Here is a 21,371-nt window from a genome sequence, read left to right as displayed (position 1 = left end):
CTGGAAATCGGCACTCAATCAGTTTACGATCATCTTCGGCGACAGGATGCCGACTTATTAACCGACAAACCCATTTACACAAAATCCTTTACAGGCCCCGAATTGTTGGGTTCTTAGTTAATGTAGTAACCTGAAACTCGCCAGTTCCCGTCCTTATCTAACATAGGAGTTACGGTTTCAATTGCTGACTTCTTATTTTCAAACGATGCTTCGAATTGAATAATGACATATTGTCCATCAGGAGCACCGGGAAGGGAAGTCTTATGTGCTTTGCTCTTAACCTCTCTATAAATCAATTTTCCGAGTGGTTCCCTTACTGTCTGGAGGGACTGCTCCCATTGGTCCTTCTTTACTGAATTTTTAAATAATGGAGCGGTTTCATTCCAACTATCTGCATAGCGCCCCTCATCAATTAACTTTAACCACTTTAGTGTTACAGTTTCGGCTACTTTTTCCTTTTCAGAATCTGCCATCGCACCTGATACAGCAAATAATGTCATGCTTACAATGATTAAACACGCGATTTTATAAACCATTGTCTCGCCTCCTTCTATTACATAGACCAAACTTTTGATTATGTGACTTGCGGCCTAAAAACTATAATCCGCATTTTTCTGCCTTAATTTTGCGAAATTGCAGGAAATTTGTCATGAATTTACCTGAAAATAGCTCTGTTTTTCACAGATAATACGTCTGAGGTGATGTTGTGTTGCATGCAACATAATAACGGCAGAGAATATTTTTTGGTCAGGTGCTACACAAAACCGCCCGGACGGCAAACTGGCGGCGGGCGGTTGGTGGTTTTACATTCAGGCGTATCTGCATCGAAACCCTCCAGTAAAATCAAGCGGTTTCGATTCTTGTCAAATTCTCATCTTTTGTCAAAGGAAATCTTGAAGATAATCCGTTCAAGGGCATTCAGCACACGGATAAAATCTGATGGTACGGATTTTCACGGATAAACAAGAGCCACCATCAACATCCAGCCAGATTCCATGGTTAATCCGTGTCTCGCTCTGCTTGATCCGCCCTTATCCGTCCAATCCGTCTCATCCGTGTGAAACCGCCCTTTCCCCGAACTATTGATCTTCCCGATCAAGCCAGCTCGTCCAGCAGCGCCTCCACTCCGGCATGATCAGCCAGGGGCGGGCGGCAGCTTCCTTCGGCGCAGACATTGATCTGCAACTCTCCCTCTCGGCGGCCGCGCCGCAATACCAGATTCGGCAGGAAGCGCTGCGCGCAGCTGTGGACGATGGCGCCTTGCTCTTCGGCAGTGCCGCCGTGCAGGGTGATCTCCAGAAGCGGGCCGTGCAGAAAGTCGAGTGTGCAGAGGGAGAAGAGGTGCGAGAGGGGGTGCTTTTGAATGCTCCCCATCTGCGAGCGGAGGATGCCGGTGCCGGCGGCGGTCAATGATTCGTCTTCGCGGATGGCGCCGAGGCGCAGGAGGTTGAGGGCGGCGACGGCAAGGCCGGAGGGGATGACGCCGTCGATGGCGCTCTGCATGCGCAGCGGCAGATCGTCGGCATCACTGCCGACGCTGTAGAGGCCGCCGTCCGGGGCGGCAAAGAGGCGGAGCATCTCCTGACTCAGCTGCAGGGCATCGTCGAGAAACTCCTCCTGCAGGGTCGCTTGATGAAGCTCGATCAGCCCCCAGACGTAGAAGGCGTAATCTTCGAGAAAGGCGGGGATGGCGGCGACCCCGGCATGGGCGCTGCGCAACAGGCGTCCGTGGCGATCGACCAGGCGGCCGCGGATAGAAGCGACCGCCGCCACGGCTGCTGCGCGCCACTCCTCTTTGCCGGTGATGGCGAAGCCGCGCCCTAGGGCGGCGATGGTCAGGCCGTTCCAGCCGCTGAGGATCTTTTCGTCACGCAAGGGGCGCGGCCGCTGGCTGCGCTCCCGCAATAATCTTTCCCGCCAAACCGCAGCGGCCGGCCAATCGCCGGCGGCTGCGGGACGGTGCAGGATATTGCGCCCCTCGAAGTTCCCCTTTGTCGTCACCCCCCAGTAGCGGGCGGCTCCTTCCCCCTCGGACGGACCGAGGATCTCGATGAACTTCGCCTGATCCCAGAGATAGAAGGTCCCTTCCTCCCCTTCGCTGTCGGCGTCCTCGGCGGCATAGAAGCCCCCCGCCGGAGCGGCGAGATCGCGAAGCACATAGGTGAGGATTTCGCCGGCGAGCTGGAGGGGGCGCGGGTCGCCGCTGCTCTGGAAGGTCTCGAAGGCGGCGAGGGCGATAAGAGCCTGATCGTAGAGCATCTTTTCGAAGTGGGGTACGAGCCACTGGGCATCGACGCTGTAGCGGTGGAAGCCGAAGCCGAGCTGGTCGTAGATGCCGCCGGCCGCCATCGCCGACAGCGTCTCGGTGACGATGCGGCACAGCTCGGGCTGGCGGTGGCGCCGGTGGGAACGGAGGAGGAAGAGGTGGTAGATGGGCATCGGAAACTTCGGGGCGGCGCCGAAACCGTGATGGCGATGGTCGTAGAGGGCGGTCAGCTGATGGGTCGCCGTCTCAAGGATCTTTTCGTCGGGAAGATCGCCGGCCGCGGGGGTGCAATGCTGCTGCAGGGCGGCATTCAGTGTCGCTCCGTTTTCAAGGATCTTGCTGCGATCGCTATCCCAGAGCTCGCTGAGGCGCTCCATCAGTTCGATGAGACCGAGGCGGCCGCTGCGTGACCTCTTCGGGAGGTAGGTGGCGGCGAAGAAGGGTTCCTTGTCAGCAGTCATAAGGATCGTCAGTGGCCAGCCGCCCCCGCCGCTGAGGAGCTGCGCCGCCAGCATGTAGTGTTCGTCGATATCGGGTCGCTCTTCGCGATCGACCTTGATGGCGATGCAGCTGCGCTTGAGTGCCGCCGCGACTTCGGCATCCTCGAAGGATTCGTGTTCCATGACATGGCACCAGTGACAGGTGGCGTAGCCGATGGAGAGGAAAATCGGCAGATCGGCGGCACGGGCTGCGGTAAAGGCTTCCTCCCCCCAGGGGTACCAGTCGACAGGGTTTGCGGCGTGCTGCAGCAGGTAGGGGCTGGCGGTAAAGATCAGGCGGTTGAACTCCGGGCCGCCGTCGGCGGGGAGGGCGGTGCGGTCGATCTTGAGCAGCCGGGTGATACGTTCCTGGCTGAAAAAAACGGTGGAATCGGTCATGATATCCTCCCTGGGGATATTGCTCTTTCACAATTAAAATATAGCACTTGTGCTTTGCTTTGCATTGCCTTAAATATGGGCGAAAGTCACTGCGGAGAAGAGCCGGAATGAATGAAGGTGGTGCAGAGCGGGTGCCGAAAGAAGGACAGGTGCGGGTCGGGACGGCACGCTTCCGGCGGGTCAATCTGGCGCTCTTTTGCGCCGGATTCATCACCTTTGTCACCCTTTACGATGTGCAGCCCCTCCTTCCCCTCTTTGCCCGCGAATTTTCGGTTTCGCCGGCGATCGCCAGTCTTCCCCTCTCCGTCGCCACCATCGCCCTGGCGGTGGGGATGCTCATTGCCGGCACCCTCTCGGAAAGTCTCGGCCGGCGGCAGGTCATGACCGTCGCCCTCCTGTTGACCTCATTTTTGGCAATGGCGACTTATCTGACCTCCTCCTTTACCTCCCTGCTGGTGCTGCGACTGGTGCAGGGGATGGTCCTTGCCGGGGTTCCGTCCGTGGCCATGGCTTATCTCGGCGAAGAGATGGACGCGCAGTCGATCGCTCCGGCGATGGGCCTTTATATCAGTGGTAACGCCATGGGGGGGATGACCGGCCGTATCGGTTCAGCGTTCCTTTGTGATTATATGCCCTGGCAGACCGCGATCGCCCTGATCGGTGTCATCAGTCTGGTCTTGACGCTGGTCTTTTTCAAAAGCCTCCCCGCCTCGACCAACTTTGTCCGTCGACCTTTCCGAATTCGCTATCTCGTTACCTCCCTTTATCAACATCTCCATGACCCCGGCCTCCTTTGTCTCTACGCTCTCGCTTTCCTGTCCATGGGCGGCTTTGTCTCCCTTTATAACTATATCGGCTTTCGCCTCCTCGGCGCCCCCTATGATCTTAGTCAGTCACAGGTTAGTCTGATCTTTCTCGTCTACCTCCTTGGCTCTTTCAGCTCCGGGGTGGTCGGCAGTCTGATCAACCGCTTTGGCCGCAACTTCATGATTCGCCTGACTCTGAGTACCATGCTCGTCGGCACCTTGCTCACACTTGACAACTCCTTGCTCCTGATTGTCTTTGGTGTCGGCATCTTTACCTGCGGCTTCTTCAGTGCGCACGCTATCGCTTCCAGTTGGGTCGGACGGCGGGCCCGGACGGCCAAGGCCCAGGCGTCATCGATTTATCTCTTCGCCTATTATCTCGGATCGAGCATCTCAGGAACAATCGGGGGGATCTTCTGGGTGTGGGGCGGCTGGAACGGTGTGGCGATGATGATCAGTCTCCTTATTCTGAGCGCTTTTGCTGTAGCCGCCTTCCTTTTGCGGTTACCGAGGGAGATTGAGCCGACTTGACAAGCCCGCTGGGCCTGAGTAGCCTTTTAATGTTTATGCAGGGTGCGTTTCATCCTGTTTTTTGTTGAAAATCTCTGAAGAGGAGTGGCTGGTTGAAGTATTTTTTCGGATTCCTTCTCCTTGTCCTGCTGGCGGCGCCGGTTTCAGCGCAAGAGCTTCCAGAGGCTGCTCCCGAGCCTGCGGAGGAAGCCGGCATGATCGCGAGAGTGGCGGACCGATTTCATCTGGGGACGACCGAAAGACTGGTTTCCCTTTCGGAATATCTCGACAGCTTCTTTCTGAATCCCGATAATCGCCGTTTTGATTACCGTCGTACGCGGCTTCTCGCACAGCTCGGGCTGCAGGTCGACAGTAACGGGGATCTTCTGGTCCTGCAGCGCCTCAGTGCCCGGATTGTCCTGCCCCGTCTGGAAGAACGGGTCAGTCTCTACTTTAGCGGGGAGGGAGAGGATTTAGATCGTACGGAGGAGGAAAAGTCCACCAGCCCTTTTTATCTGCCGGCAATCGAATCCACCCGCGTCCGGTTTGGATTTAATACGTCGCTACGTTTTGTCTTTACCAAAAGTGATATCTATCTGGTGCAGAACCAGCTGGGAGTGCGTTTTCGCCCGAACTTGGATCCCTACAATGAATTGAGTGGCCAACTGCGTATTCCTCTGGGCCGGAAATTCCTTTGGCAGCCCGGACAGTCATTCTATTGGCGCGAGTCGAGCGGCTTTGGCGAGACGACCCGTTACGATCTTGATTATGCCCTCAAGCCGGGGGCCATTATTCGCCTGCATCAGGAAGGGACTTTGTCACAAGAATCCAATGGCTTTGAGCACCTGCACTCTCTGTCCTATCTTCGGCAACTCGGAAACGAGCGCGGCTATGTCCTTTCACTGGAAGCACGGGGTGAAACTTCACCGAAAAAGCAGATGACGCAATACCTTGTCGTCTTTGCCTGGAAAGAGCTGGTTCACAGGGATTGGCTCTATATTGAAACCGGGAGTAAACTCCGTTTTTCCGAAGACGATAATTTCGCCCCGGTTCCAGCCCTCTTCTTCAGCCTGATTGCCGACTTCAGCGGCAGGAAGGGGGCGCAGCCGCCTAGTCATCCTCGGGTGGAGTCGACTCCGGTACCCCTTTAATCCATCTTTTTACTCCTTTCCCGGTTGCATCTGTCCGCTAACTGGTCTAAAAACGGAACAGATTTTATTGCCAAAGGAAATTTTATGCTTAATCTTGACCGCCTCAGCCGCGAGTTTGCCCGTCAGGCTGCCATCAGTAGCCCTTCACGCCGCGAAGGGGCGATGGCCCGCTATCTTGCCGAACGCTTTTCGGCGCTGGGAGGGAGTATCGAATGGGATGGCACCGGCGCCAAGATCGGCGGGGAAGCCGACAATCTCATCGTTCGTTTTGCCGCGACCGGCCGGGATACGGCACCGCTGATGCTGTCGGTACATATGGATACAGTGGAACCCTGCGCCATTGTCCAGCCACAGCTGCAGAACGGGATCTTTACCAGTATCGGTGAAACGATTCTCGGTTCCGATGACAAATCCGGGATTGCCGAGATTATCGAAGCTCTCGAAATCCTCCGCGAAGAGCAGATCCCGCACGGTCCCCTTGAAGTTGTCGTGACGGTTTGTGAAGAGGTCGGCCTCCTCGGCGCCAAGCACTTTGATGCCGGGCGGCTGACATCCCGGCGCGGTTTTGCACTCGATACCTCGGGCATCGACAAGCTGATTCTGGCGGCCCCGGCCGCCAACAAGCTCCATTTCACCATTGCCGGCCGGGAAGCGCATGCCGGCATTGCTCCGGAGGCCGGCATCTCGGCCATTGCCATTGCGGCGGCTGCGATCAGCCGGATGAAACTGGGCCGTATCGATTTTGAGACGACCGCCAATATCGGCACGATCAGTGGTGGCATCGCCACCAACATCATTCCGCGCCGCGTTGAATTAAAGGGCGAGGTGCGTAGTCACGATCCGCTCAAGCTCGAGATGCAGACCCGGCAGATGGTTACAGCGGTCGAAGAGGCGGCGGCAGCAGCCGCCCGCAGCATCGATGGTATCCTCATTTGCCCGGAAGCCCATTGTCAGGTTGTTGCTGAATATCCACGCATGGCCGTCTCCGCCGATTCCCCGTTGGTGCAGGGCGCGGTTGCTGCCGCGCATCGCCTGGGGCGTCAGCTTGAACTTCTCCCCGGCGGTGGCGGCTCCGATGCCAATATCTTTAATGCTCTCGGGATTGAAACCGTTATTCTCGCCACCGGTATGACCGATGTTCACACCGTCAACGAATCGGTGGCACTGGCCGACATGGCCGGGGTGGCTGAGCTCCTGGTCGAGATTATCCGCTCCGCATGATTCGAATTGTCTTTTTCCTCATCTTTCTTCTCGGCACCGTCAACACCGGCGCAGCCGTCGTCGAAATCCGGTTGGCCGATGCCAAGGAGACTGTCCTTATTCGCTCGGTTTATCACCGTGACGGCACCATCTTTCTGCCGTTGCGGGAGATTCTTCCCCCCTTGCAGCTCATCGGCATTTGGGATGGCGCCAAGCGTCTTTACTGGATCAGCACCAAACCGGATGCCATCCTCCTGGCACCGGGGAATCACCAACTCCGTTACGGCAAACGCTCTGTGACACTGCAACAGGCGCCGCGCTTCTTTGCCGGCGAGCTCTGTGTTCCGGAAGAGGTGGTAACAACCCATCTGCCGCGTCTACTCGGCTTAAAAATCATCTACAGCAATCACGACGCAGTTGATCGGCCAAAGAAACATTTCCAGTTTAACGAAGAAAATGAGTCTTCGACGGCGCCACTGCCTTTACAGCAGATTGTCATCGATCCCGGTCACGGCGGTGATGATCCCGGCGCGATCAGCCCCGAAGGGATAAAGGAGAAGGATCTGACTCTGGCCCTCGCCCGGCGACTCGAAAAAATTCTCAAGATGGAGGGGCTGGCACCAGTTCGCTTGACGCGCGATGGCGATTATGCCGCATCCCAGAGCCGACGCGCTGGTGAGATCCACGGCACTGCCTCGGAAAATATTCTCCTCTCCTTGCATGCCAGTGCCTGGAAAAGCTCGCATACTCACGGTTGCACCCTCTATTTTCTGCCAGAAAGTGACCACGCAGACGACAGCTTCTTATTGGCGCAAAGTCTCGATGCCGCCTTGCAAGGTGCCGGCGTAGCCGATTGTTCCTTTGAGCGCGTCACTTTGTCCCCCCTCAACCGGACCCCGTTCCCGGCGATCCTGCTGGAACTCGGTTATCTCACCAACCCCGGAGAACTCAGCCTGCTCAGTAGCGGGGACGGGCAGGAGCGGATTGCCCGTGCTCTGGCTCTCGGGGTGAAAAATTATGCCGTCAATCGGCTCAGGAGAACGACAGATGTCCCAGTTACGCAATGATGGTCGTCAGGATCAGCAATTACGGCCAATTATCCTGACTCGTCACTTTACCCGATATGCCGAAGGGTCCGTCCTCGTCGAGTTCGGGGCCACCAAGGTGCTGTGCAACGCCACGATCGAAGAGAGTGTCCCCCCCTTTCTGCGTGGCAAAGGGCAGGGGTGGGTCACTGCGGAGTATTCCATGCTCCCCCGCGCCACCCACACCCGTTCCCCCCGCGAGTCGACCAAGGGTAAGGTGGGAGGGCGTACCCATGAAATTCAGCGCTTGATCGGCCGCTCGCTGCGGGCGGTCATCGATCTTTCCGCCCTCGGGGAAAGGAGTATTCAGATCGATTGTGATGTCCTCCAGGCTGATGGCGGAACGCGGACTGCCGCGATTACCGGTGCCTGGGTCGCCCTTGCCGATGCTCTCAACGGTTTAGTGGCACAAGGGAAGCTGAAGACCTCGCCGCTACGGGATACGGTCGCCGCGGTAAGCGTCGGTATCGTTGGCGGCGTGCCAATGCTTGATCTTTGTTATGAAGAAGATTCCCGTGCGGATGTTGACATGAACGTGGTTGTCACCGGCGACGGCCGTTTTGTCGAGGTACAGGGGACGGCCGAGGCTGAACCCTTTACCGGTGCCGAACTCGATCTCCTCCGTGATCTCGCTCTGCAGGGGTGTGCTCAGCTGGCGTTATTGCAGCAAAAGTCTTTGGCGGAGGGGTAATGGAACTGATCGTTGCCACCCGCAATCCCGGAAAACTCAAAGAGATTAGAGCCCTCCTTTCCCCGCTGCAGATTATTGTCCGCGGGGTTGAGGAATTTCCCGAGCTCCCCGAAATCGTCGAGGATGGTCTCACTTTTGCGGAAAATGCCACGAAGAAAGCGGCAACGATTGCCCGTCTGACCGGACGTCTCACCCTTGCCGATGATTCCGGTCTGGAGGTCGCAGCCCTGGAGGGCGCGCCGGGAATCCATTCGGCCCGCTATGCCGGGGAAGCTGCCGACGATGCTGCCAACAACCGCAAGCTCCTTGCCGCGCTGGCGACGCTGTCTCCGGAGCAAAGGGCGGCAGCTTTTGTCTGTGTCATGGCACTTTGTGTCCCGGACGGGAGTTGTCAAACGTTTGCGGGGCGGCTGGAGGGAAGAATAATCAGTGAGCTGCGGGGGACAGAAGGTTTCGGTTATGATCCTCTCTTTGTTGTAGCCGGAGAGCAGCGGACGCTGGCCGAGATTCCGTTGGCGGAGAAGAACCGCATAAGTCATCGCGCCCAGGCTCTGGTACAGGTTGTCGCAGTATTGCAGGAGGGCAGATTTTCGTAGGTGCAGCCCGCAGAACGAAAAAGAGCGGACAGTCCGAAGACTGTCCGCTCTTTTGTATTTTGAGGGGACTGATTTAGCTCAAGCGTGGGCCATGGCCGGCAACGCTGCGCAGAAAGGGCGCTCGACTTCGCGGGTAGCGCTGACCAGGTGCCAGCAGTCTTTCGCGGCGAGAAGCCCCTCGATAAAGCGATGGTTCATGTCGTGACCGGGTTTGACGGCGTGGATGTGGCCGATGAGCGAATAGCCGGCAAGGCTGAAGTCGCCGACGGCATCAAGGATCTTGTGGCGAACGAATTCATCGACCCAGCGCAATCCCTCCGGGTTGAGGACCTCTGCCTCGGAGAGGACAACCGCATTCTCCAGGGAACCACCGCGGCACAGGCCGATCGATTTGAGGTGTTCGACTTCGCGCAAAAAGCCGAAAGTGCGGGCACCGGCAATCTCTTTGACAAAGCTCTCTGCATCGATCTTCATGGTGCGCTGCTGCCGGCCGATGGCCGGATGATTGAAGTCGATTTCGCAGCTGATCCGATAAAAACGGGAAGGGGTGACCGATACCGATTTGTCGCCATCGACAACGGTGAAGGGCTTGCGAATAACGAGATATTTCCGCTCGCGGCGTTGCTGCACAATGCCGGCATTCTGCAGAGCACTGATAAAGGGGGCGGCGCTGCCGTCCATTACCGGCACTTCCGGGCCGTTGATGTCGATATGCAGGTTGTCGATCCCGAGAGCGCGCAGGGCACCGAGGAGGTGTTCGACGGTCGAGACGCTGAGGTCGTTCTTGCCGAGGACGGTGGCGAGGCGGGTATCGACGACATTGGCCGAAATCGCTTCGATCGAGACGGTCTTTGTCCCTTCGCTGCGGTGAAAGACAATGCCGCGGCCGGCTTCGGCAGGACGCAAGGTCATACGAATGGCCCGTCCCGAGTGAAGGCCGATTCCGTCAAAGGTGATCGATTGTGCCAGAGTTGTTTGATAAAGCATCGTATCCTCCGTTTTGCTGGGATACTAATATGGTCTGCATGAATTGTACCATGGGGTTTTTTCTGGTAAATATTTGTAATTGTTTCGGTTTTATTTTCTTAATGGCAGGAGCAGTTGTGGCCGTTATGTTGCAACCCTGACGAGGCGTGTCGTAAAAGCCACAGCGGCTAGAGCCGCCCGGAGCGGAGAATGGCAATCGCGAGCCATAGGCCAAGAAAACCGGCGATAGAATAGCCGATAAAACCGAGGGCCGGAAAGCCGAAGAGCAACGGACCCTTTTCGGTCTGCATGATCAGCGATGAACCGATTATCAAAGCAGCGATCAGCAGGCTGAAGGAGATGCGGTTGCTGGAACGGTCAAGGTCGTTGATCAGGCGGTCAAGGCCTCGATGTTCTAGTTCGATTTTAAATCGATTATGGTTAAGCCGGTTGATAAAGGCTTGCAGGTCGCGCGGCAGGTTCTTGAACAGGGTGGCAAAGGACATGAGAACGCGCGAGGCCTCTTTGCCGATATAGGCGGGGCTGACCTTTTTTCGGACAATCTTCTCCATGAAGGGTTTGAGGTGAACAATCATGTTGAAGTCGGGATCGAGTTTGCGACCGATCCCTTCGATGGTGACCAGGGCCTTGGCCAAAAGCATCAGGTCAGGGGAGAAGCGGATGCGGTAGAGGCTGAGAATTCCGAAGAATTCATCCAGCAGCCGGCCGGTATTAATTTCGTGCAGCGGAATGTCGTAGTAGTTGTCGATAAAGAAGGCGAGGTCATGACGCAGATTCGGCAGATTGACTTCATCGGGAAGGTCCCCCGAGCAGGAAAGGAGACTGACAATCCGGTCGGGATCGCGACCGAGGACCGCCAGCAGGAGATCGACCAGATAGTCGCGGACATCTTCGCTGAGATGACCGACCATGCCAAAGTCGAACATACAGATGATCCCGCCTTCGAGGATAAAGAAGTTGCCGGGATGGGGGTCGCCGTGGAAGATGCCAAAATCAAGGACCTGTTTGAGAAAGAAGACCGCGCCATTACGGGCGATCTGTTTGGGGCTGTGCCCCTTTTCGATCAGGGCATCGCGATCCGAAACTTTGATGCCGTCGATATATTCGAGGGTCAGGACGGTCTCGGCAGTGAGCTCGGCGTAGACCCGTGGCAGGCGCACAGTCCGGTCCTTGGCGAAGTAGGTCGCGAAGCGCTTGATGATCTGACCTTCGTGCGTCAGGTTGATCTCATTGCGCAGCACCCGGCGCAATTCACGCACCACCCCGCTCAGTTCATAATGCGCCAATGTCGGGTCGTGTTTCTCGATCATGGCAGCAAGACCGGCAAGGATGTCGAGATCGGTCTCGATAATCGCTTCAATATCGGGGCGCCGTACCTTGATGACCACCTCCTCGCCACTGTGCAGGCGGGCGCGATGGACCTGGGCAATGGAGCCGGCGGCGAGGGGGGTTTCATTGATAAAGGCGTAAAGGGCATTTAGCGGTTGTTGCAGGGCGCTTTCGATCTGCGCACCAAGGGGCGCAAAGGGGATCGGTGTCACCTGGTCCTGCAGTTTGCCGAGCTCGTCGGCATAATCAGCGGGGATCAGATCCGGGCGGGTCGAAAGGAGTTGGCCCAGCTTGATAAAGGTCGGGCCGAGTTCCTCCATCGCCAGGCGTAAACGCACCTGGGTACTGAGCCGCTCAATCTCCTGGCCGCGGCGGCGCCCGAGTATGATCTTGGCGGCGAGCAGATAATCGCTGACATGCAGGGCATCAAGGAGATGGCCGAGTCCGTACTTCGCCAGGACCGCAAAGATGGTGCGGGTGCGTTTCAGGTTGCGCAGGTTGCGGTTGAAGCCGAAAACATTCAGCATGCCGGGTCTTGTGATGCCTCCCGCTTTTCCAGAGCATCAAGCCGCGCTGCCAGGCGCTCAAACTCTTCGCGCCGGACCAGACCCAGACGGTCACAGGCCTTTTGTACTTCTTCTTCGGCTGCTTTAGTGAGCAGATTCTTTTGCTCTTCGGCCTGCGCCTTCAACTTTTCCAGCAGGGCCCGTCCTTCTTCTTCGCTGCAGCCGATCCGTTCCTTCAGTTCATTGAGCAGTTCCTCCGCCTTCTTCTGGCTGAGGGAGAGTGCCCCCATGCCCATCATCGCCGTCTTTTCAAAAAGAGTAATCATGCTGTCCTCCAGTAAGAAGAAAAACTGCTTAAAACCCAGATGGAGAAGATTATAGCTGACTCAAGCGAGGAGGGAAGGAGAAAATGGTTTTCTTGATTAAAAAAGCTGCAGACAGCAGGAACGCCCCGAACAATCGGGCGTTATTTGGGGCGCTCCTGCTTCACAGAGGGTTATCCGGCGGCCGGCGTTTCGGGTGCCTTTTTGCGCTTGACGATGCCACTCGCCACCTCCTTCCAGTTCTTGTTGGGATAGGGGGGAATTTCATCGACCTTGATGTCGAACTTTGCCTTCATCAGCAGCAGGCACTTGAGGGTGAGCCAATTACTGAAGCCGTGGTTCTCCGCCATCTTTTCGGCAATCTTGCCATAAGGGATGCCAGTGGCAGCCGCCGAGAGCATGATCGCTTCGTGAGCTGCCCGATAGGTGAGGTTGCGATCCTTGACCCATTTGAGGCGCGAGATGATTTCGGTACGGGTCATCCCTTCAAATTTTTTGAGGAGTTTCTTGTAGCGGGGATCGTTGAACTGGTTCATGGGGTTCATCCTTTACTGGCTTTACAGGGGGCCGAGGGGGAGGGAGGAGGGGGGAATGATCCCCGCTGCAGCGGCGCGGTGTAAAAGTTCATGGACCGCGGCCAAACCTTCCTCGCCAAGATCGAGGGAAAAATGATTCACATAAAGATCGATGTGCTGCTGGATGACCGCGTCATCCAGTTCCTGAGCATGGGAGCGAATGTAGGGCCGTGTTTCCTCAGGATGGTCGAAGGCATAGCGGACGCTGGCAAGGATGGCACTCTCCACCTCTTCGATAATTTCGCGCCCGAGGGAGCGCCGGGCGAGTATCCCGCCCAGGGGGATCGGTAAGCCGGTGAGCTCTTCCCACCAGGCACCGAGATCTTCGACGGCGACCAGGCCATGTTCCGCAAAGGTGAAGCGCGATTCGTGGATGATCAAGCCGGCCTCGACGCTGCCGCTGGCTACCGCCGCGACAATTTTATCAAAGGGGAGGATCTGTAGTCGCTCATAGCCGGAGCCGCGCAGCTGCAGCAGCAGATTCGCCGTCGTCAATTCGCCGGGGATGGCGATCAGTTTCCCGCGCAAACGCTCCAGGCTCGTCGCCTGGCGGGCGACAACCAGCGGACCGCAACCGCGTCCGAGGGCGCCGCCACTGCGCAGCAGGGCATACTCGTTGCGCAGGTGACCAAAGGCGTGGTAGGAAATTTTGGTCAGATCAAGCTCCCGTGCCAAGGCGCGGCGGTTGAGGGTCTCGACATCGGCAAGTTCTTCGCGGATGCTGAAGCCGTGCAGGGGGATGCGGCCATGCGTCAGTGCATAAAAGATGAAGGTATCGTTGGGGCAGGGCGAATAGCCGAGACGCAGGGCCGAAGAGTTCATGCGGAGACCTGACCGGGTTCGGTACTCAAAAGGGCAATGAGGGCTTGTTGGGCAATCCCGGCGGCGCCGACGAGATCCCAACGCTCAAGGTTGCGATCTTCGACAAGGTTGGAGATGCCGCGCACTTCACAAAAGGGGATATTGTGGCGGGCACAGACCAGGGCGGCCGCAGCCCCTTCCATGTTTTCGCAGATGCCGCCGCTGCGACGGGCGAGAATCTCGCCGCCGGCGGTGGTCCCCGAACAGGTCGAGACCGTGACAAAGGGGCCGGTCACCAGAGAAATTCCTGCGACCGCAGCAAAGGGGGGCAATTTCTCTCCAGCGCGTTGCTGCCAGTCCGGGTCGACGGGGCAGGTATTGTACAGGGGAGGGGATGAGACGCTGAGAAGGGGGAGGTGCATTGCTTCGAGATCCTGAAAACCGAGCGGTGTCATTACCCCTTCGTCGCCAAAGATTTCACTGCTGGCGAGAGCGAGGTCGCCAACCTGCAACCCGCTGCCGGGAAGGGCGCCGCCGCAGCCGATCACCAGCAATGCTTGCGGTTGATGCAAGGCTAATAGGGTGGCGGCGGCCGCAGCGTTGGCTTTGCCGACGCCGCTGTGCAAAAGTTCGAGCGTCATCCCCGCAGACTTGCGTTTGTAAAGATGGAATCCGCCCAGATTGGAGATCTTCCATGGCCCCCAGTAGGAGCGGATCAGTTCCGTTTCCAGAGGGACAGCCGCGAGGATGGCAATAGTGGGTCGTAACGGAGTTGTTTTCATCGCTATTTATACCAGCCGCAACGAATCAGGTCACGGCGCAAATTGGCACCCTGAGTGGTAATCACCCCGTGGCACCAGAAGCGATCGGAGCGCATCGGGATGGTGTTTGGCGCATCGATCCGCTTGCGTTGATCCTGCAGGAGGCCGCGAAAGATGGCATCACTTTCAGCCATGACTTCTTGCAGTTTGCGCTGAAGGGGGGCCGTGACCCCTTCGTAGACAAATTGCAGCAGATCGCGTAGCTGTAGACCATACTGATAGTCGGCGAGATCGCCGTCAAAGCCTTCAGCGCAGGCGTTGACAAAGTCATTCCAGTCGAAGAGGAGCACTCCGAAATCGTCTTCGGCCAGATCGATAAACTCTGCAAATTCGGGCCGCTCCGCCAGCCGTTGGGCGATTTGGTCCTGCTCTTTGCGGGTCAAAAAGAAGGAGAGGGACTCTTCGACCGGGTACATCCCGAGTTGTTCGATAATCTCCTGGCAAAAAATCAGAAAATCGAGTTGGTGGGGAGTCATTGTCGCGAAGGGGGCCGGGAGCTGCGTGCGGTGATGACAAAGCAGGGAAAGATGGTCGTGGCCGAAATCTGCCGGGAGCGGGAGATGCTCCTTGTGCGGCAGACCATGGCGGGCCAAGAGGTGGGTGAGGCGCAGGTGATTGTCGGTAAAACAGGTAATGACCTTCTCTTCCGAGTAGAACATTTCGAGGCCGGCACGGTTGCTGGCCAGGCCAAAGCCAACAAAGCCGTCATGAATGAGCCGGGGTAGATAGGGGGTGATGACCTCAATGATCTCCCTTGTAGGGAGATAATCAGAATAATAGATGCGGGGCGCCGCTTCCTCTGTGCTGGCGACGTCTCCTTCGTTTTCATAAAATTCAAGAACAAAGAAGGCTTCATTCGGGAGGAGTCGGGCGAAGTCCTGAAAAAAAGCAGTCAGTTTGCCTGCCCCGAGGACTGCGGTTAGACGAAAAGCGTCCGGAGAATTTTCCAGTCGTTCAAGACGATAACCCTCTTTAAGAAGAGGGCGACGCAGGCGCCGGGGATTCGGCCAGGGGCGCAAACCGAGAGGAAAGTCGAAGGAGCGGTCTGGCAAGCGGGACTCCGTAAGGACAAAGTGACTTAAGAGACTAATAAGTAAATGAATGGCCGATAAAAGTCAACTTCGGGCAAAGGGGCGGCCGTGGCGTTTAAAGCGCTGATCGGTTTACGCAACGACAGCTTGGGCAGGGCTGAAGACGAGAGGAGGGAAGAGAGGAAACAGGTTTTGATTTTTCATCAAATGCTTTTTGAAATATTTTTACTTGAAATAAACCTATTTTACTGAGGTGAAATAATTTACCGTGAATAAAATCTTGTTGTTGACATTTCCCACCATTTTCGGTATATCCGCTTCGTAAAACTACTTTATATTTTTCACTGTCGGTACCCCCCCCGTTGTTGGGTCTAACCCCTATTCTTGTCCAGCCAAAGGAATGAACCCCATGTCGAAACAAGCGATTAAACCGTCCCTGAAGAACCCGTTTGATCCGCCCGAGAAGGTTGAATTTAATATCCCCGGTGAAATATCCCGGGCAGCCGGCGGCTATGAAGAGGCGATGAAGCAAGGTTACGACCTGATTCAGCGTCCGATCAAATCAGTGAGTATCGAGCAGATTGAAAAGCAGCACTTTAAAAAGCGCATGACCGTTTGGGAGCGGATCAGCGTCCTCACCGAGAAGGAGCCGAATATTCTTTTCCAGAACTGGGGAAAGAATCTCGACGGCGCCTCACTGGTCACCGGCATCCTCAATATTCGCGGTCGCGATGTGGCTCTTTATGGCCATGACTTCACCGTGCGCGCCGGCTCCATCGACGCTACCAACGGTCGCAAGCTTGCCCTTCTCTTCCAGATGGCCGGGGAGAAGGGGATTCCGGTCATCGGTATGAACGATTCCGCCGGCGCCTTTGTCCCGGCCGGGGTCGGCGGTCTTGACGGTTATGCCGAGGCCTTCACTGCCCTGCGCAAGATCAGTGGCGTCGTCCCCTCGATCATGTGCATGTTCGGCTTCAATGCCGGTGGGGGCTCTTATCTGCCGCGTCAGGGGTCATTCGTCATCCAGCCGAATGACACCTTTTTCGGTCTGACCGGGCCGGGCGTGGTCAAGTCGGTCCTCGGCGAAGATGTCACCCCGGAAGAGCTCGGTGGCCCCAACGTCCATGGCCAGTCCGGCGTTGCCGACCTGACCGTTGAGGATGAAGTCGATGCCCTGCGCACTGCCATTCAGCTCCTCTCTTATCTCCCCGACAACAACCGGGTCATGGCCCCCTTCCAGGCAACCAGTGATCCCCTTGATCGTAAAACCTGGGAGATCAACACCCTGCTCAAGAAAGCCTTCAATTCACCGACCGGCTTCAATACCCCCTTTGATGTCTCGATCCTCATTCAGCAGATCTGCGACCATGGCGATTACTTCGAAATGCAGCGCGACCGCGCCCGCAACGTCGTCACCGCCTTTGGTCGCCTTGGCGGCAACGTCGTCGGCTTCGTCGCCAACAACAGCGCCGTTGCTTCCGGTCAGATCGACATCGATGCTGCCTACAAGATTGCCCGTTTCAACCGGTTCTGCAATATCTACAATATTCCGATGATCTTCATGGAGGACACCACCGGCTTCCTTCCCGGCAAAGATCAGGAGACCCGCGGCATCATTCAGGCCGGTCGAGCCATGCTCGACTCCATCGTCGACATCCGCACCCCGCGTATCCTGCTGATTCTCCGTAACGCTTACGGCGGCGCATATGCTTCCTACAACAACTACCCGACCGGCGCCGATCTCGTCCTCGCCCTGCCGACCACCCGCCTCGCGGTCATGGGTCCGGCCGGCAAGGAGTTCGTCTACAAGGATGAAGTCCGCAAGATGCGCAGCTCCGGTGCCGAACGTCTCAAGCAGGGGATTGCCGAGCGCGTTGCTGCCGGCATGGACGCCGGCGCAGCCCGCAACGAAGCTGAGAAAGAGACGGCGGAGTGGCTTAAGGTCCGTGATATCGAACTCAATCAGCGCTATGAAAAAGAGTTGATGAATCCCAAGGAGGCTCTCAGTCTCGGCTCGATCTCTTCCCTCGTCATGCCCACCGATCTGCGTAAGGTGCTGGGAGAAAATCTCAACTTCTTCCTCCGCCACTATCAGCCCTCGGCGATGCAAGCGGTTCAGCGCGAGTTCCATTGATCTTAAAACTATCAGACTGGAGATAGAGACCTATGTTTCACGCTTCTGAAAATTATACCAATAATCCTCTGATCCATCGCGATCGCCGACTCGGGAAGTCGACCTCCGAGTGGGTTCGTTCCTTTGCATGTGAAGATCTCAAGCCGCTCATCGTCTGCCGCGGCCCAATCCGCAAAGAGGCGATGGATGTCTACACCGAGATGGGGATCAGCCACTTCGGCATCCTCCTCTCCGAAAAGGATTCCATCGTTTATCCAAATGCTCTGGCCCCGGAACTGCGCCAGCTTACCGATTCGAGCCGCGTCCACCGTGTTCCCGATTATTCCGGAGCGAGCAAGGAAGAGCGTGTCGAGCGTATCAACCAGATCATCAGCATCGCCCATGATAACAACTACGATTCGATCTTTGCCGGCTACGGCTTCATGGCCGAAGATGAGGAGTTCGTGGCGGCGATCGAAGCGGCCGGACTGAAGTTTATCGGCCCCTGCGCCCGAACCCAGGCCCGCGCCGGCAAGAAGGACGAAGCGAAACGCACCGCTCTCTCCGTCAATGTCAGCGTCACCCCGGGCATCAACAATGTCACGGCCCGGACTCTGATCAAGAAGTATCCGACCCGCGAAAATCTGGTCGATCTCGTCAAGGCCAACGGTCTCACCTGCGACAAAGCCCTCCTCGCCGACAGCAATCTCCCGCTGGAAACTCTGGCGGATCATATCCTTATGGCCTCCTACGCCAAAGGGATTGATCTCTACAGCATCGATGAACTCTGTGCTCAGGTACAGCAAGAGGTGGCCGAGCTGTTCCGTAAACATCCGCGCAGCCGCTTCCGCATCAAGGCAATCGGCGGTGGTGGTGGTAAGGGTCAGCGTATCCTTGGCGGCTCGCTCCTCGCGGCCAAGAATGCCGACGAAAAGATGATCCTCAAGGCGGCGGCGGAAGCGCCGACGCTGGTGCGCGAAGTCCTCAACGAAGTCAAGGCGAACGGGGTCGGCGACAACAAGAACGTCCTCGTCGAGCTCAATATCGAACAGACTCGCCACAACGAAATTCAGCTGCTCGGCAACGGCGAATGGTGTGTCTCCCTCGGCGGACGCGACTGCTCGCTGCAGATGCATGAACAGAAACTCCTTGAAGTCTCGGTGACGCAGGAAGGTCTGCTGGCCGCGATTGCCAAGGCCAAGGCTGCCGGCAAGAAAGCGGAAGTCGCAGCGCTGGAGAGTGATCTCAACGTCCTCAAGAAGATGGAGGAGGAATCGGCCCGTTTCGGTCTGGCGGTTGGCCTCGATTCGGCTTCGACTTTTGAATGTATCGTTGACCGCGACCGTCACTACTTCATGGAAGTCAATACCCGTATCCAGGTTGAACATCGCGTCACCGAGCTTTGCTACAGCCTGAAATTTACCAATCCAAAAGACAAAAATGACTTCTTTGTCGTCGAGTCCCTGGTTGAGGCGATGGCACTGTTGGCCCGCCACAAAGAGCGCCTCCCCAAGCCGGAGCGTTTTGTCCGCTATAATGCTTCGGTCGAAGCCCGTCTCAATGCGACCGACGATTCTTTGTCGCCGCACGCCGGCGGGATGATCCGTTACTGGTCGAAGCCGATCAACGGCGAGGTCCGTGATGACCAGGGGATCTGTCTGGTCAACCCGGATACCGGCATCTTCGTGAAATATAAAGTCGCCGGCGCTTACGATTCGAACATCGCCCTGTTGCTGACCAAGGGAGAAGATCGTCTGGAGAGTTATCAGGCTCTCTCGGATGTCCTTTGCAGCACGACGCTGCGTGGCAGCGCCCTGGCGACCAATCTTAACTTCCACTACGGTCTGGTCAGCTGGTTCCTCGGCCGTAACGTCATGGCCAAGCCGACGACGCGTTTTGTCGTCCCTTACCTGACTCTGGTCGGTACCCTCAAAGAGGAAGCGAATAAACTCGATCCGATCTACGCCTTCCTGCAGATGAAGAAGCATTACGACAAGCTGATTGCAGAGCGTTTTGCCGATCAACCTGAGGTTGCCGCCAAAGAGCGCAAGAATATGTCGGCTCTTCTCGATCGTAAGGGGACGCTGATCACCCGCCCGATCGAGCGCCTTCTCGCTGACCCGCATCTCCTTTCCGGTTGGCTGAGTGTTAACACCAAGAACTTCCGCTTTGAAAACGGCAAAGTCATCTGGTTACGTAATCCACTCGGGGTGCTAAGCGAGACTTATGAGTTCCTGCACATGGCGCAGCGCCCTCATAAACCGGCGGCCGAGATCATCTGGGGGCATGATAATGACCTCCTCCAGCAATCGATCCGTTTTTACCGGACGCTGCGCGAGAATCTTGGGCTCGGCCGCGATGAATACTTTAAACTCAGCGAGTTGCTGGCCAGTGATACGCCGCACGGCGAATTCGATGCAACGACCTGGGAGCAGATCCGTTCGGCCCACTTCGGCTACGAAGCCGGTATGGAACTCCTCGGCATGCTCTTTATGATCGGCGAGAAGACCAAGTTCTGGGAGATGCGCGTCGAAGAAGATCTCGAAGTGACTATCCCTGACTACCTCTTCGATCTTGATCTTCAGGCGCGGATGAAGAAGATTCTTGTTCCGCCGCCGGCGACCAAGGCCGACGAAATTGTTGCGGTCTGTGGCGGCATGTACTATGGACAGGAAGCGCCGGGAATGCCCCCCTTTGTCACCGAAGGGATGCACTTCGAGCAGGGCGATCCCCTTTATATTATCGAAGTCATGAAGATGTTCAATAAGGTCTATGCCCCCTTCTCCGGGACTATCGACAAGATTGTCATGCAGGGGAGCGATGGCACGATAGTCAGTAAGGGGCAGCCGCTCTTCAAGATTACCCCGGACGAGAAGTTCGTTGAAATCGATCAGAAAGAGGTCGATCGCGAACGGCGCAGCCGCACCGGTGAATATTTGACGGCGATTCTCGACTGATTCTGCAAAGATGAGTGGCAAAAAATCCCCCGTCCCGGAACGGACGGGGGATTTTTTGCCAAAGAGCAAGGAAACAAGGACAGAACGTTAGCCGCAATAAATTTATTGACACCCCTTTTTATTTAATTTAAACCAAGGCAACAACGAATTTCTGACGGACAGAGGGCGTAATGGCTATGCAGTTCAATATCGGTGCGAAGATCAAGAAGTTACGCAAGGCCCGGAAACTGACGTTGCAGGATGTCGCCCGCGAAACCGGCTTCTCTCCCGCCTTGATCTCGCAGATCGAGAACAACAATGTTTCCCCCCCCATTGCCACCCTCTCGAAGATTGCCCGTTTCTTCGATGTGAAGATCGGTACCTTTTTTGACGATGAAGAAGAAGATCGCAAGTTCGAAGTGGTGCGCAAAGCGGAACGGCGGGTCGTCAGTCGGGTCATCTCCAAATCGGGGAGTGGACACGGCTATACCTATGAAGCTCTTTCTTTTCGCAAGCGCAACAAAAAGATGGAACCGTTCATGCTCACCGTCAATGAGCGTCCGGAAGAAGAGACCCTGTATAATCATGACGGCGAAGAATTCCTTCTGATTCTGCAGGGGAAAGCGGAAATCCTTCTCGAAAATGAGCGCTTGATCCTTGAAGAGGGGGATGCGATCTATTTTGATTCCTCCCTGCGCCACCGCATGCTCTGCGTCGAAGGTGAAGAATTAAAAGTCCTGGCCGTCGTCACCCGTTAAATCCCCCT

Annotated in this window: 18 protein-coding genes; 9 read left to right on the top strand and 9 right to left on the bottom strand. The window is 56.6% G+C overall.

From position 1 onward, the window contains the following. Positions 1 to 113: 113 nt before the first annotated feature. Positions 114 to 536, bottom strand: coding sequence for a hypothetical protein (locus CVU69_10810; protein ID PKN11824.1), 423 nt, complete (start codon positions 534 to 536; stop codon positions 114 to 116). A 559-nt stretch (positions 537 to 1,095) separates the two neighbouring features. Next, positions 1,096 to 3,144 carry a thioredoxin domain-containing protein gene (locus CVU69_10805; GenBank protein ID PKN11823.1) on the bottom strand — a complete coding sequence of 683 codons (2,049 nt, stop codon included), beginning with the start codon at positions 3,142 to 3,144 and terminating at the stop codon, positions 1,096 to 1,098. 107 nt (positions 3,145 to 3,251) lie between these two features. Here CVU69_10805 and CVU69_10800 point away from each other — a divergent pair, with 107 nt between their 5' ends. The 6 genes from CVU69_10800 to CVU69_10775 all read left to right on the top strand — a co-directional run bounded on the left by CVU69_10800 (position 3,252) and on the right by CVU69_10775 (position 9,183). Then, entirely contained in the window at positions 3,252 to 4,481 is a 1,230-nt protein-coding gene (locus CVU69_10800; protein ID PKN11822.1) for an MFS transporter, read from the top strand. Positions 4,482 to 4,573: 92 nt separating this feature from the next. Beyond that, on the top strand, positions 4,574 to 5,611 hold the full coding sequence (locus CVU69_10795) for a hypothetical protein (GenBank protein PKN11821.1): 1,038 nt from the start codon (positions 4,574 to 4,576) through the stop codon (positions 5,609 to 5,611). Between the two features lie 84 nt (positions 5,612 to 5,695). Next, on the top strand, positions 5,696 to 6,832 hold the full coding sequence (locus CVU69_10790; GenBank protein PKN11820.1) for a peptidase M20: 1,137 nt from the start codon (positions 5,696 to 5,698) through the stop codon (positions 6,830 to 6,832). After that, on the top strand, positions 6,829 to 7,878 hold the full coding sequence (locus CVU69_10785; GenBank protein ID PKN11819.1) for a hypothetical protein: 1,050 nt from the start codon (positions 6,829 to 6,831) through the stop codon (positions 7,876 to 7,878). Before CVU69_10790 ends, CVU69_10785 begins: the two co-directional genes overlap by 4 nt. Further along, a complete protein-coding gene (locus CVU69_10780) occupies positions 7,859 to 8,587 on the top strand; it encodes a ribonuclease PH (protein PKN11818.1) in 729 nt (242 codons plus the stop codon). The genes CVU69_10785 and CVU69_10780 overlap by 20 nt, the downstream gene beginning before the upstream one ends. Then, positions 8,587 to 9,183 carry a non-canonical purine NTP pyrophosphatase gene (locus CVU69_10775; protein ID PKN11817.1) on the top strand — a complete coding sequence of 199 codons (597 nt, stop codon included), beginning with the start codon at positions 8,587 to 8,589 and terminating at the stop codon, positions 9,181 to 9,183. Before CVU69_10780 ends, CVU69_10775 begins: the two co-directional genes overlap by 1 nt. 78 nt (positions 9,184 to 9,261) lie before the next feature. Here the strand turns inward: CVU69_10775 and CVU69_10770 are convergent, their stop codons facing one another. The 7 genes from CVU69_10770 to CVU69_10740 all read right to left on the bottom strand — a co-directional run bounded on the left by CVU69_10770 (position 9,262) and on the right by CVU69_10740 (position 15,577). Further along, positions 9,262 to 10,170 (bottom strand): UDP-3-O-[3-hydroxymyristoyl] N-acetylglucosamine deacetylase, encoded by a 909-nt coding sequence (locus CVU69_10770; protein ID PKN11816.1) that lies wholly within the window; start codon positions 10,168 to 10,170, stop codon positions 9,262 to 9,264. 167 nt (positions 10,171 to 10,337) lie between these two features. Further along, complete coding sequence (locus CVU69_10765; protein PKN11815.1) at positions 10,338 to 12,026, bottom strand: ubiquinone biosynthesis protein UbiB; 1,689 nt, start codon at positions 12,024 to 12,026, stop codon at positions 10,338 to 10,340. Further along, entirely contained in the window at positions 12,020 to 12,331 is a 312-nt protein-coding gene (locus CVU69_10760; protein PKN11814.1) for a phasin superfamily protein, read from the bottom strand. The genes CVU69_10765 and CVU69_10760 overlap by 7 nt, the downstream gene beginning before the upstream one ends. A 170-nt stretch (positions 12,332 to 12,501) precedes the next feature. Then, positions 12,502 to 12,864, bottom strand: coding sequence for a hypothetical protein (locus CVU69_10755; GenBank protein ID PKN11813.1), 363 nt, complete (start codon positions 12,862 to 12,864; stop codon positions 12,502 to 12,504). A gap of 21 nt (positions 12,865 to 12,885) precedes the next feature. After that, on the bottom strand, positions 12,886 to 13,725 hold the full coding sequence (locus tag CVU69_10750; protein PKN11812.1) for a 1,4-dihydroxy-6-naphthoate synthase: 840 nt from the start codon (positions 13,723 to 13,725) through the stop codon (positions 12,886 to 12,888). After that, positions 13,722 to 14,486: a futalosine hydrolase gene (mqnB, locus tag CVU69_10745; GenBank protein ID PKN11811.1), complete on the bottom strand. Its 765-nt coding sequence runs from the start codon at positions 14,484 to 14,486 to the stop codon at positions 13,722 to 13,724. Before mqnB ends, CVU69_10750 begins: the two co-directional genes overlap by 4 nt. Before the next feature lie 2 nt (positions 14,487 to 14,488). Beyond that, positions 14,489 to 15,577, bottom strand: a complete 1,089-nt coding sequence (locus CVU69_10740) for a hypothetical protein (GenBank protein PKN11810.1) — start codon at positions 15,575 to 15,577, stop codon at positions 14,489 to 14,491. Between the two features lie 388 nt (positions 15,578 to 15,965). On the opposite strand from CVU69_10740, the gene CVU69_10735 reads away from it, so the two are divergent. The 3 genes from CVU69_10735 (at position 15,966) to CVU69_10725 (ending at position 21,363) form a co-directional block, all read left to right on the top strand. After that, a complete protein-coding gene (locus tag CVU69_10735; GenBank protein PKN11809.1) occupies positions 15,966 to 17,690 on the top strand; it encodes an acetyl-CoA carboxylase carboxyltransferase subunit in 1,725 nt (574 codons plus the stop codon). A 32-nt stretch (positions 17,691 to 17,722) separates the two neighbouring features. Next, on the top strand, positions 17,723 to 20,626 hold the full coding sequence (locus CVU69_10730; GenBank protein ID PKN11808.1) for a biotin carboxylase: 2,904 nt from the start codon (positions 17,723 to 17,725) through the stop codon (positions 20,624 to 20,626). Positions 20,627 to 20,802: 176 nt separating this feature from the next. Beyond that, complete coding sequence (locus tag CVU69_10725) at positions 20,803 to 21,363, top strand: Cro/Cl family transcriptional regulator (protein PKN11829.1); 561 nt, start codon at positions 20,803 to 20,805, stop codon at positions 21,361 to 21,363. Positions 21,364 to 21,371: the final 8 nt, after the last annotated feature.

The organism is Deltaproteobacteria bacterium HGW-Deltaproteobacteria-4 (assembly GCA_002841765.1).
Taxonomy (GTDB): domain Bacteria; phylum Desulfobacterota; class Desulfuromonadia; order Desulfuromonadales; family UBA2197; genus UBA2197.
Note: the sequence above shows the minus strand (reverse complement) of the source record. Positions and strands in the feature narration are given on the sequence as shown.